This window comes from Brevibacterium metallidurans (assembly GCF_037101285.1).
In the GTDB taxonomy this organism is placed as follows: Bacteria; Actinomycetota; Actinomycetes; order Actinomycetales; family Brevibacteriaceae; genus Brevibacterium; species Brevibacterium metallidurans.
This window is the reverse complement of sequence record NZ_BAAAAF010000001.1, coordinates 272594-289177: the sequence shown is the minus strand read 5'-3', so window position 1 is coordinate 289177 and position 16584 is coordinate 272594. Positions and strand designations below refer to the sequence as shown.

The 16584-nt window shown below is 69.1% G+C and carries 15 protein-coding genes; 3 read left to right on the top strand and 12 right to left on the bottom strand.

Annotated features, from left to right (window positions below; translation table 11 throughout):
* Positions 1-277 precede the first annotated feature (277 nt).
* The gene (gene clpB / locus AACX88_RS01230) at positions 278-2884 is read right to left on the bottom strand and encodes an ATP-dependent chaperone ClpB (RefSeq protein WP_339391271.1); all 2607 of its coding nucleotides are present in this window, start codon (positions 2882-2884) and stop codon (positions 278-280) included.
* Positions 2885-2981: 97 nt separating this feature from the next.
* Positions 2982-4559 (bottom strand): Na+/H+ antiporter, encoded by a 1578-nt coding sequence (locus AACX88_RS01225; RefSeq protein WP_339391270.1) that lies wholly within the window; start codon positions 4557-4559, stop codon positions 2982-2984.
* A gap of 257 nt (positions 4560-4816) precedes the next feature.
* Between AACX88_RS01225 and AACX88_RS01220 the strand changes: the two genes are divergently transcribed.
* Positions 4817-5812, top strand: a complete 996-nt coding sequence (locus AACX88_RS01220; RefSeq protein ID WP_339391269.1) for an NAD-dependent epimerase/dehydratase family protein — start codon at positions 4817-4819, stop codon at positions 5810-5812.
* 37 nt (positions 5813-5849) lie between these two features.
* Here AACX88_RS01220 and AACX88_RS01215 read toward each other — a convergent pair whose 3' ends face one another.
* The 6 genes from AACX88_RS01215 to AACX88_RS01190 form a co-directional block, all read right to left on the bottom strand.
* On the bottom strand, positions 5850-7526 hold the full coding sequence (locus AACX88_RS01215) for an FAD-binding dehydrogenase (protein ID WP_339391268.1): 1677 nt from the start codon (positions 7524-7526) through the stop codon (positions 5850-5852).
* 98 nt (positions 7527-7624) lie between these two features.
* A complete protein-coding gene (gene pheA / locus AACX88_RS01210) occupies positions 7625-8551 on the bottom strand; it encodes a prephenate dehydratase (protein ID WP_339391267.1) in 927 nt (308 codons plus the stop codon).
* A complete protein-coding gene (locus AACX88_RS01205) occupies positions 8548-9303 on the bottom strand; it encodes a glycosyltransferase family 2 protein (protein ID WP_339391266.1) in 756 nt (251 codons plus the stop codon). The genes pheA and AACX88_RS01205 overlap by 4 nt, the downstream gene beginning before the upstream one ends.
* A 62-nt stretch (positions 9304-9365) precedes the next feature.
* Positions 9366-10238 carry a DUF5926 family protein gene (locus AACX88_RS01200; protein ID WP_339391265.1) on the bottom strand — a complete coding sequence of 291 codons (873 nt, stop codon included), beginning with the start codon at positions 10236-10238 and terminating at the stop codon, positions 9366-9368.
* A gap of 33 nt (positions 10239-10271) precedes the next feature.
* Positions 10272-11183 (bottom strand): GTP pyrophosphokinase, encoded by a 912-nt coding sequence (locus AACX88_RS01195; protein ID WP_339391263.1) that lies wholly within the window; start codon positions 11181-11183, stop codon positions 10272-10274.
* A 150-nt stretch (positions 11184-11333) separates the two neighbouring features.
* On the bottom strand, positions 11334-12119 hold the full coding sequence (locus tag AACX88_RS01190) for an exodeoxyribonuclease III (RefSeq protein WP_339391262.1): 786 nt from the start codon (positions 12117-12119) through the stop codon (positions 11334-11336).
* Between the two features lie 51 nt (positions 12120-12170).
* On the opposite strand from AACX88_RS01190, the gene AACX88_RS01185 reads away from it, so the two are divergent.
* Positions 12171-12995 carry a thioesterase family protein gene (locus AACX88_RS01185; RefSeq protein WP_339391261.1) on the top strand — a complete coding sequence of 275 codons (825 nt, stop codon included), beginning with the start codon at positions 12171-12173 and terminating at the stop codon, positions 12993-12995.
* Complete coding sequence (locus AACX88_RS01180) at positions 12992-13867, top strand: SDR family NAD(P)-dependent oxidoreductase (protein ID WP_339391260.1); 876 nt, start codon at positions 12992-12994, stop codon at positions 13865-13867. Before AACX88_RS01185 ends, AACX88_RS01180 begins: the two co-directional genes overlap by 4 nt.
* Before the next feature lie 963 nt (positions 13868-14830).
* Here the strand turns inward: AACX88_RS01180 and AACX88_RS01175 are convergent.
* Genes AACX88_RS01175 through AACX88_RS01160 form a run of 4 tightly spaced genes read right to left on the bottom strand, consistent with a single transcriptional unit; the run spans position 14831 to position 16546 of the window.
* The gene (locus AACX88_RS01175) at positions 14831-15427 is read right to left on the bottom strand and encodes an Asp23/Gls24 family envelope stress response protein (protein WP_339391259.1); all 597 of its coding nucleotides are present in this window, start codon (positions 15425-15427) and stop codon (positions 14831-14833) included.
* Complete coding sequence (locus tag AACX88_RS01170) at positions 15427-15993, bottom strand: DUF6286 domain-containing protein (RefSeq protein WP_339391258.1); 567 nt, start codon at positions 15991-15993, stop codon at positions 15427-15429. Before AACX88_RS01170 ends, AACX88_RS01175 begins: the two co-directional genes overlap by 1 nt.
* Entirely contained in the window at positions 15990-16358 is a 369-nt protein-coding gene (locus AACX88_RS01165; protein WP_339391257.1) for an Asp23/Gls24 family envelope stress response protein, read from the bottom strand. The genes AACX88_RS01170 and AACX88_RS01165 overlap by 4 nt, the downstream gene beginning before the upstream one ends.
* Positions 16359-16363: 5 nt before the next feature.
* Positions 16364-16546, bottom strand: coding sequence for a DUF2273 domain-containing protein (locus AACX88_RS01160; protein ID WP_339391256.1), 183 nt, complete (start codon positions 16544-16546; stop codon positions 16364-16366).
* Positions 16547-16584 lie beyond the last annotated feature (38 nt).

Below are 16584 nucleotides of genomic sequence, written 5' to 3'. Positions count from 1 at the left end.
CCCTGACGCCGCACTGACGGCCGACCACGCCACCGACTGCGCCGCCACGGCGCTCTCGGTGGAGGATCCGATGCGACAATGGCCTCGATTTCGCATCGGATCCTCCACAGAAGGGCACCTGCCGCCCAGACACACCGCGAGGCCCCTGCCGCCCAGACACACCGCGAGGCCCCTGCCGCCCAGACACACCGAGAGGCCCCTGCCGCCCGGACATGCGGAAGGAGGGGCGACCGTGATGGTCGCCCCTCCTTCGATCGAGCCGATCAGTCCGCAGGCCTCACTGCTTGGCTTGGAGCTCCAGACCCGTGGTGTCGGCGTGCTCGGGCATCGTCACGAGCACCGTGTCGCCGTCCTGGATGTCGCCGGCGAGCAGCTTCCGCGCCAGCTTGTCCCCGATCTCGCGCTGCACGAGACGGCGCAGCGGCCGTGCGCCGTAGGCCGGATCGTAGCCTTCGAGCGCGAGCCAGTCCTTGGCCTCCTGCGTCACGTCGAGGGTGATCCGACGATCCGCGAGGCGCTTGTCCATGCTCTTGATCTGCAGGTCGACGATCGAGGTGAGCTCGTCGTTGCTCAGCGCATCGAAGAGCACGATGTCGTCGAGGCGGTTGAGGAACTCCGGCTTGAACGCCGAGGCCACGACGTCCATGACCGCATCCTTCTGCTCCTGCGCGGTCATCGCCTGATCGACGAGGAACTGCGAACCGAGGTTCGAGGTGAGGATGAGGATCGTGTTCCGGAAGTCGACCGTGCGACCCTGACCGTCGGTGAGACGACCGTCGTCGAGGACCTGGAGGAGGATGTCGAAGACACTCGGATGCGCCTTCTCCACCTCGTCGAGCAGGACGACGGAGTACGGCCGACGGCGGACCGCCTCGGTGAGCTGACCGCCCTCGTCGTAGCCGACGTAGCCCGGAGGGGCACCGACGAGGCGGGAGACCGTGTGCTTCTCCCCGTACTCACTCATGTCGATGCGGATGAGAGCCTTCTCATCGTCGAAGAGGAAGTCGGCGAGCGACTTCGCCAGCTCCGTCTTGCCGACACCGGTCGGTCCGAGGAAGAGGAACGAACCGGTGGGACGATCAGGATCGGACACGCCTGCCCGCGAGCGGCGGATGGCGTCGGAGACCGCAGCCACGGCGTCCTTCTGCCCGATGAGGCGCTTGCCCAGTTCGTTCTCGGCGCCGAGGAGCTTCTCGACCTCTCCCTGCATGAGACGTCCGGCGGGAATACCCGTCCACGACGCCACCACCTCGGCGATGTCGTTGGCCGTGACCTTGTCGCTGACCATCGGGTCGGAGGTCTGACCCGCGTCGGCTTCGGCCTCTTCGGCCTCGGCCTCGGCGATCTCCTTCTGCACCGCGGGGATCTCCCCGTAGAGCAGCCGGGACGCGGTCTCGAGGTCGGTGTCGCGCTGGGCCTTCTCGGCCTGCGAACGCAGCTCGTCGAGCTTCGTCTTGAGCTCACCGACCCGGTTGAGGCCGGCCCGCTGGGACTCCCACGTCGCCTCGAGAGTGCGCAGCTGCTCCTCCTTGTCGGCGAGGTCGGCGCGCAGATTGCTCAGGCGCTCCTGCGATGCGGAGTCGGTCTCCTTCGACAGGGCCATGTCCTCCATCTTCAGGCGGTCGACGCCGCGGCGGAGCTCGTCGATCTCGACCGGGGCCGAGTCGATCTCCATCCGCAGCCGTGATGCCGCCTCGTCGACCAGGTCGATCGCCTTGTCCGGGAGCTGACGGCCGGTGATGTACCGGTTCGACAGTCCGGCGGCGGCGACGAGGGCGCCGTCGTTGATCGAGACCTTGTGGTGGGCCTCGTAGCGCTCCTTGAGGCCGCGGAGGATCGCGATCGTGTCCTCGACGCTCGGCTCCCCGACGAACACCTGCTGGAAGCGGCGTTCGAGCGCCGGATCCTTCTCGATGTTCTCCCGGTACTCGTCGAGCGTCGTCGCGCCGATGAGCCGCAGCTCACCGCGGGCGAGCATCGGCTTGAGCATGTTGCCGGCATCCATCGAGGAGTCCCCGCCGGCGCCTGCGCCGACGATCGTGTGGAGCTCGTCGATGAAGGTGATGATCTGGCCGTCGGCGTTCTTGATCTCCTCGAGCACGGCCTTGAGGCGCTCCTCGAACTCGCCGCGGTACTTCGCGCCGGCCACCATGGCCGAGAGGTCGAGGCTGATGAGCGTCTTGTCCCGCAGGGACTCCGGCACGTCGCCGGCGACGATGCGCTGGGCGAGGCCCTCGACGACGGCGGTCTTGCCGACGCCGGGCTCGCCGATGAGCACGGGGTTGTTCTTCGTCCGCCGCGAGAGCACCTGGATGACCCGGCGCACCTCCTTGTCGCGGCCGATGACCGGATCGAGCTTGCCGTCGCGGGCGGCGGCGGTGAGGTCGATGCCGAACTTCTCCAGCGACTGCATCGTGTCCTCGGGGTTCTCCGAGGTGACCTTCTTGCCTCCGCGCAGCTCGGGCAGGGCGGCGAGCAGCGCATCGCGGCTCGCGCCGTTGGCGCGCAGGGCGTCACCGGAGCCGTCGTGCATCGCCGCGGCGGCGAGCAGGAGGTGTTCGGTGGAGACGAACTGGTCGCCGAGCGCCGTCATCTCCTCCTGGGCGAGGTTCATCATCTCGAGTCCGGCCCGGGACAGGCTCGGCTGTGAGACGGAGGATCCGCTGACGGTGGGGAAGCCGCCGATGACTGCGTCGACGGCGGTGAGCACCGACTGGCGGTCGGCGCCGACCTTGGCCAGCAGGTTCGAGGCCAGCGAATCGGGCTGCTCGAGCAGGGCCGCGACGAGGTGGGCGGGTTCGATCTGGTTGTTGTGGCGTGCGACGACGTCGTTGACCGCCGCCTGCAGCGCCTCACGTGACTTGGTCGTCATCTGTGCGTCCATGCGCATCTCCTTGTGATTGGTGTGTGACTGCTTCTCTTCGGTTCAACGCCTCCAAAGTTGAGTCTATTCCACTCAACTTTAGGATTGTGCGGAAATCTCAGGGCTGCATCACCGCCTGCAGGTCGAAGCGCCGGAGCACCCTGTCGGCGATCTCCGGGTCGGTGCCGCGTTCGTTGCGGGCCTTGAGCACTTCCGTCCGGGCGGCCTGCATCGCCTTCTTCTGCACGGCGATGAGCTTTCCGCGGTTCTCCTTGAACGCCGCCGCCTGTTCGGCACTCGCCTGATCGTCGGGGGTGCCCAGCAGCTGAGTGCGCAGGGACTTGAAGCGGGCCCGCAGGGCTTCGGTGACATCGTCGGGGAGGGTGTCGTCGGCCTTGATCTGGGCCAGGGCCGCGGCATAGGCGCGCTTGGCGATCTGCGCGGTCTGCGCCCGCTCCCGCTCCTCCTCGTCGTCGATGCCGAGCATGCCCACGACGGTGGGGAAGCTCAGCCCGGCGAACACCAGCGTGATCAGGAGGACGACGGCAGCGGCGACGACCATGTAGGTGCGCCCCGGGAACGGCTCCCCGGTGGCGGTGACCTGCGGGATCGACAGCGCCAAGGCGATCGTGGCCAGCCCGCGCATCCCGCCCCAGGTCATGAGCACAGCGTCGCGGACGGACAGAGGCGCCGCATCCGGGTCATCTCGCCCACGCGTGGCCGCGAGCGCGGTGCCCAGGAGCAGCCACGCGAAGCGCACGAGGACGATCACACCCGCGATCGCGAGCCCGATGAGCACGGCCCGACCGAGGTCGCCGCTCTCCCTCTCCGCGATGAGCCGCAGGTCGAGGCCGATGAGCCCGAAGGCGATGCCGGTGATGAGCATCTCGAGGACCTGCCACGTGGAGGCCTGGGTGACACGTTCGGCGGAGTTGCCCTCGACGTCGCGCCTGCGCACCTCGAGGGCGGCGACGACGACGGCGATGACTCCGCTGGCGTGGAAGTGCTCGGCGAGCAGGTAGACGCCGAAGGGCAGGACGAGCATGAGCGAGGAGCGGGCGATCGTATGGTCGATGCGCGACATCACCCACCACACCACGGCGACGACGGCGAAGCCGATGGCGATCGCGACGACGGCGGAGAGGAGGAAGGCGAGAATGAGCTCACCGAAGTCGACCTCGGTGCCGGCCAGGGCCGCGGCCATCGCGGTCTGGAAGATGACGAGGGAGGCGGCGTCGTTGAACAGTCCTTCGCTCTGGAGGGAGGACATGATCCGCCGAGGTATCGAGACGGTGCCCGCGACCGCATCGACGGCGACGGGGTCGGGTGGGGCGAGCATCGCGCCCAGGGCGATGGCCGCGGCGATCGTGATGCCGGGGATGAGGAGGAGCGCGGAGCCGGCGACCGCGGCCACCGTGACCCCGACGAGGGCCACGGCCATGCCGAGGATCGAGCGCCACCGGATCGCGAACAGCGCCCACGAGGTCTTCTGCGCCGCGGCGAAGAGGAGGGGAGGGAGGAAGAGGGGGAGGATGAGATCGGGTTCGATCGTCACCTCGGCGAAGGTGGGGATGAAGGCACCCGCGATGCCGATGACGACCATGAGCGCCGGCCACGGGAGTCGGACCTTCTGCCCGATGCCCACGACGATGCTCGTGGCAGCGCCGAAGCCGATGACCATGAGCAGTGTCGTCATCGGGGACTCCTGAGGCAGCGCGGCTGGGGCAAGGAAGGTTACGACTGAGGCAATTGTATTCTCCGGATGCGCTGCTGTGGGGGGTGAATTTCCGGGCCCTCCCGCCGGGGCCCGCGGCCCCGTCGGTTACAGTTGCCTTAGGCAAGGCAGTGTTCCGTGTGCAGCGCGGACTCCCCCTGACCGAAGCCTGTTCGGCCGGATGCGAAGCGCCGCGAAGGGGGATGCGCTGCACCCGGAAAGAGGAGCAAGGAGCGGCCGTGGCGATAGTGGTGACCGGGGCGAGCGGCTTCATCGGCGGTGCCATCGCCCGGGCTCTGGCGACGCGCGAGGAGCCGGTCTACGCTCTGTGCCGACGCGACCCCCAGATCCCGGGTGTGAACTTCCAGGAATGGGACATCCGCACCGAGGCGCCCGCGCCCGTGCGCTCGCTGGCGAAGAATGTCACCGCCGTCTTCCACTGTGCGGGCATCCACGACGTCACCGCCTCGTACGAGGACCTCTACGACGTCAGGGTGACGGGTACGCGCAACGTCTTCGACGCCTTCGAGGGTGCGCGGATCGTCCACCTCTCCTCGACGACCGTCTACTCGCCGACCGCGCCCCACACCGACCTCTGGGAGGAGGCGGGGCCGAAGGACCCGAACGAGTACCACGACGCGTACGCGAAGACGCATGTCCTCGCCGAGCAGCTCGTCACCCGCATCCGCCCCGACGCCGCGATCCTCCGCCCGGCCGCCGTCTACGGTCCCGGGGAGACGATGTTCATGCCCAGCCTGCGCTGCTTCGCGCGCAAGGGCGTGCTCACCCTGCCCGGAGGCGGGCGGCAGAAAATGACGCTGACGGCGATCGACAACCTCGTCCGCGTCGCGCTCGCGTGCCTCGACGTGCCCTCGGCCTCGGGTCCGTTCAACATCGGCGATCCCATCCCGTACCGGCTCAAGGACGCCGTGGCCACGCATTTCGCGCGGATGGGCTACGACCCCGTCGTCATCGAGGCGATCGCGAAGGACAAGGCGCTCGTGGCCGCGAAGGTCGGGCTCAAGGTGAAGTCGTTCTTCAAGCGCGGCGACAGCGCCCGGCTCTTCCTCGTCGAATACCTCCAGTTCGACCGCACGTACAACCTCACCCGCCAGCAGCGGGTGCTCGGGATCTCGACGACCCAGTACCTCACCCCGTCACGGCTGCAGCGCCCGGCGCCCGGTGATTCCGCCGCCGAGGCGGTCGCCGACGAGACCCCCGACTCCACCGCCTGACCCGGGCGCACGCCGTCTGACAGAGGCGCTGACCCGGTCAGCGCACGGCCCGCCCCGCCCGGAGTCCGGAGAAGATGCAGCCGCCGAGGAACGTCCCCTCGAGCGCGTTGTACCCGTGCATTCCGCCGCCGCCGAACCCGGCGACCTCGCCCGCGGCATAGAGCCCGGGGATCGGTTCGCCCTGGGAGTCGAGGACCTGGGAGTCGAGGTTCGTCTCCAGTCCGCCGAGCGTCTTGCGCGAGAGCGGACTCAGGCGCACCGCGATGAGCGGTCCGTGGGCGGGGTCGAGGATCGCGTGCGGGGCTGCCACCCTGACGATCCGATCGCCGAGGTACCGCCGGGCTGCGTGGATCGCCTTCACCTGTTCGTCGGCGGCCTCCGGGTCGTCAGCCTCCCGGTCCCGGTCGCGGATCTGGGCGACGAGGCGGTCATGGTCGATGACGGGACCGCGGGAGCGGGCGTTCATCCCCGCCACGAGCTCCTCGGTGGACTCGGCGACGACGAAGTCGGACCCGAAGCGCATGAACGCCTCGACCGGGCCCGGGGCCTCGCCCGAACGGGCGCGCTCGAGGGTCAGCCGCCAGTCCTTGAGGGTGATGTCCGGGTTCTGCTCGGAGCCCGAGAGCGCGAACTCCTTGCTGATGATCGCGGAGTTGAGGACGAACCACGAGTAGTCGTGGCCGGTGGTCAGGATCGCCCGCATCGTCCGGTTCGTGTCGAAGCCCGGATAGTTCGGGGCGGGCAGGCGTCGACCTTCGGCGTCGAACCACAGCGAGGAGGGGCCGGGGATGATGCGGATCCCGTGATTCGGCCACACGGGGTTCCAGTTCTCGATGCCCTCGGTGTACGCCCAGATCCGGTCCCGGTTGATGAGGTTCGCCCCGGCCGCCTCGGCGATCTCGAGCATCCGACCGTCGACGTGGGCGGGCACCCCGGCGAGCATCCGGGACGGGAATTCGCCGAGGCGCTCGGTCGGCCAGTACCGGCGCATGAGGTCGAAGTTGTGCCCGATCCCGCCGGTGGTGACGATGACGGCGGACGCCCGGAAGGCGAAGGTGCCGATCTCCTCCCGGTTCGAGGCCACACCTCGGGCCGTGGGGCTCGGGGCGAGCACGTGCCCGCGGACTCCGACGACCGTGCCGCCCTCGGTGATCAGCTCATCGACGCGGTGGCGGAAGCGGAAGTCGACCCGGCCGTCCGCCTCGGCGGCTTCGAGAGGTTCGCGGAAGATGCGCACGACCTCGGGGCCGGTGCCCCACGTGAGATGGAACCGGGGCACGGAGTTCCCGTGTTCGTCGGCACCGCCACCGCCGCGTTCGGCCCAGCCGACGATCGGCGTCAGCCGCAGGCCGAGGTCGCGGAGGTAGCCCCGCTTCTCCCCGGCGGCGAACTCGAGGTAGGCCTCTGCCCAGGCGCGCGGCCAGCGGTCGCTGTCCCTGTCGAATCCCGCCGAGGCGGCCCAGTCCTGCCGGGCGAGGTCCAGGGAGTCCCGGACGCCGAGGCGACGCTGCTCGGGGGAGTCGACGAGGAAGAGCCCGCCGAGCGACCAGTGGGCCTGACCGCCGAGGGTGGCCCTATTCTCCTGGTCGACGATGAGCACGCGCCGGCCGGCCCGGGTGAGCTCGTACGCGGCGACGAGTCCGGCGAGTCCCGCCCCGACGACGATCGCATCGGGGGTCTCGGCGTCGGCGGCTGCTGCGCTGTTGGGCTCCAAGGTCGACTCCTTCGTCGAGGCGGTGCGGTCGGATCGGCAGACCGGTCCCGGCGGGCCGGTCCCGGCGGACCGGTCCAGGCGGGTTCAGTCCCGGCGGTTCAGTCCCGGTCGAGGACTCCGGTCAGCCACGCGCTCGCCTCGGCGAACGAGGAGTCCGTCGTCGTCGGGTCGATGATCGGACGGGTGGCATCGGCGCTGGGATAGCTGCCGAGGAACTTCACGCTCATCGCCACCCGGTGGACGCCGAGGAGCGCATCGGCGACGCGGGCCTCCCGGATGTGGCCGAGGAGGTCGATGGAGAACTGGTAGAGGCCGAGCCGGTCGCCGGTGGGTCGGGATTCGATCCGCGACATCGTGATGCCCCGGGTCGAGAACTGCTCGAGGAGTTCGAGGAGGGCGCCCGGCCGGTCGGAGCGCAGGGCGGCGACGAGCGTCGTCTTGTCCGCACCGGTCGGCTCGGGGATCTGCCCGGGCAGGGCGACGACGACGAACCGGGTCACGGCGTCCTGGCGGTCGCCGATGTCCTCGGCCACGATCTCGAGGCCGTAGCGTTCGGCGGCCAGGGCAGGGCACACGGCGGCGACATGGTCACTGGCGTTGCCGGCGAGGTCGCGGGCCGCGGCGGCCGTCGACGAGGTGGGGATGTAGACGGCGTCGGGGTAGTGCTCGGCCATGTAGGCGCGCACCTGCGCTTCGCCGTGGGGATGGGAGCCGAACGAGGTGATCGCGTCGGTGCCCGGGCGCACGGCGAGGACGAAGCGGACGGGCACGACCACCTCGGCGATGATCTGGAGGTCCCCGTGCTCGGTGAGCGCATCGATCGTCGCCGGCACTCCGCCTTCGACGGAGTTCTCGATCGGGACGATGGCGGCCGTGCTCTCGCCTTCGAGGACGGAGTCCAGCGCCGAGGCGGCCCCGCGCATCGGCTGGATCGTGGCCTGTTCGCGCAGGCCCTTCGCATCGAGGTAGGTCAGCAGCGCCGCCTCGGTGAACGTCGCCTCGGGGCCGAGGTACGCGTACCTCACTTCTGCGCCTTCGCCCTGCGGGCAGCGAGCCTGCGCACGAGCAGGGCCCGGGCCACGTCGCGGTACTGCGCGGCGCGATGGAGCTGGGCCTTGAGGTCGCGTCCGGTGACCCGGTGGTGGAGGTCGCATTCGACCTCCTCGACGCGCAGACCGGCGTTGACGACGTCGATCGTCATCGCCGTCTCCACACCCCAGCCGGCGGCGAACGGCAGGGCCGCGTCGAAGGCCTCACGGGACAGGCAGCGCATGCCCGAGAGCGGTTGGGTCGCTTCGAATCCGGAGAGTTCGGCGATGCCCTTCTTCGCGAGTCCGACGACCAGGCCGAACCCGCCGCCCTTGCGCTTCTGGGCGGGCAGGATCGCGATCGTCATATCCGCCTCGCCGGCCAGGACCGGGGCCGCGAGCGGGGCGGTGTTGACCGCGGAGTCCTCGAGGTCGCCGTCGATGAAGAGCAGCGCTCGGTGCGCGGGCGTCTCACCGGGGCCGGCCTCGGAGATCTCACGGTTGCGGATCGCGAAGGCACCGGTCATCATCGCCGCGGCCTTGCCCTTGTTCTTCCGGTGGGTGACGACCTCGGCTCCGGCGCGCCGGGCGACGGTCCCGGTGTCGTCGCTCGACCCGTCGTCGACGACCATGACGATGTCGACGCCGGGGATGAGCTTCGTGCTCGCCACGGTCGCCGCGATCCTCTCGGCTTCGTTCATCGCGGGGATGACGGCGGCGATTCCGCTCGGTGTGCGCTGCTCGGGCACGGAGTTCTTCCTCTCCTCTTGACACTGACGACACGAGACCCCGCTGCGGGGCCGCGTGACGGTCAGTGGATGGTGAGCTGGCGGGCGACGATGCCCGACCGGACCCGGCGGGCTTCCGTGCTCAGCGGTTCGTCCGTGGACAGCGCCGCATCGAGGCGGGTCGCGAACTCGGCGATCGGCTCCTCGACGTCGTCGGCCTGCGTGCCGAACTCGAGTTCCCACACGGGGATGATGATCCCGTGGGCGCGGAAGTAGCCGAGGAACGTCCCGGGCCCGCCGAGGTCGTTGCCGCCGACGGCCGCGAGGCGGGCGAGTGCGTCGACAACGCGGTCCTCGCCTTCGCTGCGGGCCCAGCGGACGTAGGTGCGCCCGGACATCTCCGTCCAGTACGCGGCGGTCACCGAGGCGAGCTTCTCCGTCGGGGTGATCGACTCGTTCGCCTGCTCGAGGGCGGCGGCGACCTCGTCGTCGTCACCGGGCAGGTCCCAGTAGTCGAAGGATTCGCGGACGCGGACGTCGAAGGGCGCCTCGAGGTCGAGGATGTCCTGAAGTCGGGGACCCTCACCGGGTTCGGTGGTTCCCTCCACCGTCGTGCCCGGCTGCGCCTCGACGGCGGTGAGGATGCCGCGGGCGACGTCGCGGGAGGCATCGGTCGAGGACACGGGCACCTGCATGCCGGCGTAGACCTCGCCGTCCTCGCGGCGCCACGCCTGCCAGGCGGCGGGCAGCAGCGAGGCGATCGTCACCGTCTGGCCGCCGTGCTCGGCATTGAGCCGCACCTCTGCGGTCGCCGCGGGGACGAGTTCGCGCAGGCAGATGAGGTCCGATTCGAACGGCAGACCCTCGAAGGGGCGAGCGATGAAGGCCGTGGCCTGAGCCCTGGCCAGCCGCTTGGCGATGAGGTCTTCCTTGGAGCGCTTCGACTTCTTTCCCATGGGAGACAAGTCTAGTCGGTGCGCCGAGGCGGTTCAGCCTTCGCCGGAGACGGGGATGAAGTACCGGGTCGAGTGGGATTCGTCCATGCGCACCCGCAGCGTGTCGCCGGGGGACGGCAGGCCCGCGCGGTCGGGGTTGTCGGGGGTGAGTCCGAGCGTTTCGAAGCGGATGATGCCGTGGCGGCCCACCTCGTCGGCGGCGAGGACGTAGGAGTGGTTGAGCTCGCGGATCGTCACCTCGATCGACGGAGCCTCCTCGGCGGGATCGGACATCGTCCGCGGGGGAGCCGCATTGCCGAGGCCCAGGTAGGCGCCGACGTCGTCGGCGATGAACCCGGCCACGGAGTCGGCCTGCGCGAAGAGGCCGGCGAGGACGAGGGAGAGCCTCTCCTGCTGCGAATCGGAGGTGAGCACCTGGCCGGGTTTGAACAGGTGCTCCTCGGCGAGGACGCACCAGGCGTCCTGGAGGATCGTGCGGATCTGGAGTTCGACGAGCACGGAGGGCTCGGAGTCGAAGGGCACCTCGACGATGAGGTGGCGGCCCCGGTAGCCCGACGGCTTGGGGTGGGCCGTGTAGTCGCGGACCTCGACGATGCTGATCGCGGAGTCGTCGTTGGGATCGGTGAGGATGTCCCAGAGGACTGACTGCTCGCGTTCGGTGCGGCACACGGCGCGGGCACCGACGACGTCGATGACCTGGTTCTCCACCTCGACGGCCTCGTGGATCTCGTCGTTGGCATCGGCGAGTTTGCGGCGCAGCTTCTCTCCCGTGCGCAGGGGATCCTTGATCCGGCCGGGGACGATCCGCATCCGGTCCTCGGTGAGCTGGGGGGATCTCGAGCGCGCCGCGTCGATCCAATCCTCGACCGTCTCCAGCGCCGCCCTCCAGGTGGACTCGCGCCGTTCGTAGGCCTCTCCGACAAGCTCACGGACTGTTGCTGACATCGTCGTCACCTTCCTCCTGCTCCAACTTCACCAGATGAGCGGGGCGATGTCCATGCTTTCGGCCGCTTTGCTCACCCGGTGTCGGAACGGGGGAGAGCACGAGTCGAGGAAACAGCCTCGGCGGACGGTCGGCACGACGCAGCCGAGGACTCAGACCTCGAAGTCGACGACGACGGGGGCGTGGTCGGAGGCCCCCTTGCCCTTGCGCTCCTCGCGGTCGATCATCGCGGCCGTCGCGGTCTTCGCGAGCGCGGGGGAGGCGAGTTCGAAGTCGATGCGCATCCCCTGCTTCTTCGGGAACCGCAGCTGCTGGTAGTCCCAGTACGTGTAGACCCCGGGTCCCGGCGTGAACTGGCGGGTCACCTCGGTCAGGCCGGCGCCGAGGAGGTCGGAGAACGCCTGTCGCTCGGGCGGGGAGACGTGGGTCGCGCCTTCGAAGGCGGCCATGTCCCAGACGTCCTCGTCCAAGGGGGCGACGTTGAAGTCACCGCAGAGGACGAGCTTCTCCTCGGGGTCCGCTGCGAGCGTGCCTGCGACGACGTCGGTCAGCGCCCGGTACCACTGGAGTTTGTAGTCGAGGTGCGGGTGGCCGAGTTCGCGGCCGTTGGGGACGTAGAGCGAATGGACCCGCACCCCTCCGCACGTCGCCGAGATCGCCCGCGCTTCGACGACGTCCTCGTAGGCGGGGATGCCCGCGAAGCCGATCTGCGGATCCTCAAGCCCCACGCGGGAGGCGATCGCCACCCCGTTCCACTGGTTGAGCCCGTGGAAGGCCACCTCGTAGCCGCGGGAGTCGAAGACCTCCCGCGGGAACTGGTCGTCCCGGCACTTGAGCTCCTGGATCGCCAGCACATCGGCATCGGAGCGGTCGAGCCACGCTCCGATCCTCTCGGCACGGGCACGGATCGAGTTGACATTCCACGTCGCGATTCTCACCCCTCCACCCTAGACGGTGTCCGCGTCGATGGCACCCGATAGTCTGGCGGCATGCCTGACGCTCTCAATCGCCACCTCGGCCACGACGGCGCGACCGTCCCCGACTCCTACTATGTGCGCCTCGGTGAGGACCGCTTCGTCTCGACGCTGCACAGTCAGGGCGCGTGGCAGCCCGGGGAGCAGCATCTCGCCCCTGCCTCCGGCCTCGTCCTCGCCGAGGTGGAGCGCCGACTGCCGAGCGAGAAGATCGTCTCCCGGGTGAGCTTCGACATCCTCGGCGTCATCCATTCCGGAGAGTTCACGATCGACGTCAGCGTCGTCCGCCCCGGCCGGACGATCGAGCTCATCGAAGCCTCGATGCGCCACGGCGACCGGGTGAGCATCCAGGCCCGGGTGTGGCGTCTGCTCGGCAGCGACACCACCGCAGTGGCCGGCAGCGAATGGACGCCGCTGCCTGCGCCGGAGGAGATGCCGGCCTCTCCGTTCAGCGACCGCTGGGGCGGGGGATACATCGCCTCGCTCAAGGGCAGACAGGACGCCGATGCGCGACCGGGCTTCGCCCGCAGCTGGATCACCTCCCCGCTGCCGCTCGTCGACGGCGAGGTCGACCCGCCTGCGGCCGCCGTCGTCAAGTTCGTCGACACCGCGAACGGCCTGGCGATCCGCGCCGACCCGCGCACGACGTTCTTCCCCAACGTCGACCTCACGATCCACCTCGTCCGCACACCCGAGCCGGGCTGGGTCGGCTTCGAGACCCGCGTCGCCTTCGGACCCACCGGGGTCGGGGAGACGGCGAGCGTGCTCAGTGATGCGCTCGGTCCCATCGGCACGGCCGCGCAGTCGCTGACGGTGCGGATGGGCCAGGGCGCGAAATGACCACGGCCCGTGACGCCGGTGCGGGCGGCTCCGTGCCCCGGGCTCTGGTCACCGGAGCGAGCGCGGGCCTGGGCCGCGGCTATGCCCGGGCGCTCGCGGCCGAGGGATTCGACCTCATCCTCGTCGCCCGCAGTGCGGAGCGGCTGCAGGCGCTCGCAGCACAGCTCGAATCCGAGAACGGCATCGTCGCCGAGGTGGTCATCGCCGACCTCTCTCAGCCTGCGGACATCGCCGCAGTCGTCGAGGTCATCGAGACCCGTCGCGTCGACGTGCTCGTCAACAATGCCGGCTACGGGCTCAAGCACGGTCTCCTCGAGTCCGACCCGCAGGACGTCGCCGACCTCGACATGGTGCTCTCCGGTGCCGTGCGCGAGCTCTCCCTCGCCGCAGCTGCGGGAATGCGGGAGCGCGGACGCGGGGGCATCATCACCGTGTCCTCTCTGGCCGCGCTGACGACGATGGGGCAGTACGCGGCGTCGAAGGCGGCGAGCCTCGTCTTCACCGAAGCGCTCGCCGGGGAGCTGCGGGAGACCCCGGTGACCGTCACTGCGGTGCTGCCCGGGTTCGTCCGCACGGAGTTCCACGAACGGCTCGGGGCGAAACGACCGGGGCCGGAGTGGATCTGGCTGAGCGTCGATGACGTCGTGCGCACTTCCCTGCACGATGCCCGCCGCGGCAGGGTGGTGTCGATTCCCGGTTGGCAGTACTCGCTGGTCGCGAAGTTCGCCCGGTTCGTTCCGCGCGGTCTCGTCCGACGGGGTTCTCAGGGATTCGCATTCGACCGCCGGCATGATCGCGGCAGCGTGGAGGCGGTGCCGGAGGAATCCCGTGAGAACTTTTTCGCAAAGTTTTTTTCGACCCTGAATGACTAGGAAAGTTGAGGGTTGAACCATCTCGACCGACGCTCTCATCAGCGGGTTCTCGTCTCAGAGACGTCGAATCTCTCATTCAATGAGAGTAAATAAGTAGGAGATCAACCTTTACAACGAGGCGGAAGGTGTGGTGAAATTGTGATGTCCGCCCGGTGGGGATCGGGTGGACATAACGGACGTATGGGGATGCGTCCGGGTACTCGAGGGGAGTGCTGCGAGGACCCCGGGATGACGCGATTACGCGCCCCGGGGTCTTTGTCATTCACCCTCTTTCGATCACGGCGGCGTCAACTGTTTGCAGAACACTGTTCAAATCCACAGGCTTTCGAGCAGAAATGAGCAACCGGCGATCGCATGCGAGTGGCCAGTTCAGGTCACGATTAAGTCATCGTTTACGTCACTAAAAGTCATTTCTGAGGTCATCGAGGCCCCGTCTGCTGCGGCTGTGGCGCGTGTCCGAGCGGCAGACGTCATCGAACGTCCGCTCAAGAGGAATTCTTCGGTCCGGCGATGTGATGTGACTCATGCTGGCTCCGCGATCTCCTCGTCCCGCCGAGTTGCGGAAGTGACGAGGCGGGGGCGCACCCGGACCGACTGCATCCGGGCGGCGGACAGACACCCCCGGGGCAAGCGCCTCACCTGTCGCCTGCGCCGTCGATCGCAGGCGACAGGCTGCCGATCGCGACGATCGACGACGGCGACGACGGCGGCGACGATCGCAGGCGACCGGCTGCCACCGGCGACGATCGAACGGCATCGGACTTGCGGGCCGGCGAACACGCGTCACGAGGGGCCAATGTGTCCAGGCCATGGGCGCGATCGGGCGGGGCGGTCGGGAACAGGGTGCGCCGCGGTGCGCACACACACGCAGAAGCCGGTCGGACGGTCCGTGTGCGGACCGTCCGACCGGCTTCACCGTTTCCGGCTCCGTCCATCCCGCCGATTCAAGTGCGGGAGGGCGTCTCAGGCGAGAGTGACTTCTCGCTGCTTCCGATTCGAGGTGCGGGCGACGCCGATCTCGAGACCCATGGCCGCGATCGGCACTCCGAGTGCTTCGCTCGCGTTCCCGGCGACCCGGGTGGCGATCTCCTCGACGACGGCATCGATGTCGGCGCGTTCGTCGACGTCGACGTGGACGATGAGCTCGGGTCGCTTCGCGCTGCCGCGGAGGATGACCTGGGCGTCCTCGACGCCTTCGGTGGCCTCGAGATCGTCGGAGACCGCCTCGGCGATGACATTTGCGGTGACCGAGGTGATGCCCGTCCGCGCATCCTGCTGCAGGCGCAGCGGCTTCGCGGCGTCCTTGCGCGGGATCTGCAGGGACAGCCACCAGATGCCGATGACGGCCAGCACGACGGCGATGACGACGGCGACGAGGCCCGAGAACGGAAGTGCGAACTTGTCCGCGATCGGAGCGAGGCTCGCCGCGGGGTCGAGTCCCGGCAGGATGCTGCCCAGAAGTCCGAGCCCGAAGAGGGCCGCGAACGCCCCGCCGAGGAGGAGGATGAGTCCGATGATGAAGAGTCCGGTGCGATTCGCCCCGGCTGCCATGCGTCGCATCACTGCCTCCTGACCGCGTGCACGCGCACGCTCGGTTGCCTGACGAAGTCGATCGAATCCAGTCGACGCGTGACCGAATCGGCGACCTCGCTGCGGATCTCGGCGGTGTCACGCACCGGGGTGCTGAACGTGACGATCGACGACCGGGTGTTCGACGAGGCGCGCACCCGGGCGACCCCGTCGACGGAATCCGCCGCCGAGGCGGCGAGGTCGGAGAGCGCGGACGTCGGCATGGCGACCTCGAGGCGCTCGACGTGCTCGGCCGCAGGGGCCCGCAGTCCGAGGATGCGGCGGGCTCCCGGCGAGATCGCGAGGACGAGGAGCACGAGGCCGATGAGGGCGACGACGACGGCGACGGCGATCACGGCGGGGGTGCTCCACTGGAGCGATTCGGCGCCGGCGATGCCCGGCAGGATCGTCTCCAGCGACGCGTTCGCGGAGTTCGCCTGGGCGATCGCGGCGATCCCCGCCCATCCCAGACCCACGGCGATGAGCAGGAGGACCACGGCGACGATGACGGATGGCACGACCCGTGCAGGACGGGCGCGCAGAAGCTGTGCACTCATGCCAGACTCCTCACTTCTGCTGAGCGGCCCGCGGTCTCGGGCCGGAGCCAGGTCACATCGATGTCGACCTGGCGGACGCTGACTCCCGTGAGCGACTCGACCTTCGAGCGTAGGGTCTCGCGCACCGATTCGGTGGTCTGGGAGATCGGCAGCGGATATCTGATGCCCAGCCGCACCTGAAGGATGCAGCTGCGGCCGGAGAGCGTCACGGACACGCTCGGTCTGGCATCGAGGCTGTCACTGCCGCCGATGCCGAGGAAGCCCGAGGTCGTGCCGCCCACTCCGGGAATGCCCTTGAGGATCTCGGCGGCCGTCTTCTCGACGACCTTGTCCGCGATCGTGAGGCTACCGCGTGATGCAGCCACGCCGATCACCTCCGCGTCGTCGAACGCGAGCTCAGGGCTCCGAGGTCGAGTCGACCGTCGAGGACGAGACCGATGGTGAGACCGAGCCCACCGCAGATTGCGACGACGAGGAATGCGATGAATCCTCCGAAGTACGCGACGATGCCGAGGGTCAGTCCGACGAGCAGTCCGATAAGTGTTTTCGACATGGCTGTCCTTCCAGGGCTGTCGCTGCGCTCCCCGAGGC

What these genes read in the sequence shown, in the direction of transcription:
- clpB (WP_339391271.1), bottom strand. Translation starts at nt 2,884, where the DNA reads ATGGACGCACAGATGACGACCAAGTCACGTGAGGCGCTGCAGGCGGCG.
- AACX88_RS01225 (WP_339391270.1), bottom strand. Translation starts at nt 4,559, where the DNA reads ATGACGACACTGCTCATGGTCATCGGCTTCGGCGCTGCCACGAGCATC.
- AACX88_RS01200 (WP_339391265.1), bottom strand. Translation starts at nt 10,238, where the DNA reads ATGGGAAAGAAGTCGAAGCGCTCCAAGGAAGACCTCATCGCCAAGCGG.
- AACX88_RS01195 (WP_339391263.1), bottom strand. Translation starts at nt 11,183, where the DNA reads ATGTCAGCAACAGTCCGTGAGCTTGTCGGAGAGGCCTACGAACGGCGC.
- AACX88_RS01185 (WP_339391261.1), top strand. Translation starts at nt 12,171, where the DNA reads ATGCCTGACGCTCTCAATCGCCACCTCGGCCACGACGGCGCGACCGTC.
- AACX88_RS01180 (WP_339391260.1), top strand. Translation starts at nt 12,992, where the DNA reads ATGACCACGGCCCGTGACGCCGGTGCGGGCGGCTCCGTGCCCCGGGCT.
- AACX88_RS01175 (WP_339391259.1), bottom strand. Translation starts at nt 15,427, where the DNA reads ATGCGACGCATGGCAGCCGGGGCGAATCGCACCGGACTCTTCATCATC.
- AACX88_RS01170 (WP_339391258.1), bottom strand. Translation starts at nt 15,993, where the DNA reads ATGAGTGCACAGCTTCTGCGCGCCCGTCCTGCACGGGTCGTGCCATCC.
- AACX88_RS01160 (WP_339391256.1), bottom strand. Translation starts at nt 16,546, where the DNA reads ATGTCGAAAACACTTATCGGACTGCTCGTCGGACTGACCCTCGGCATC.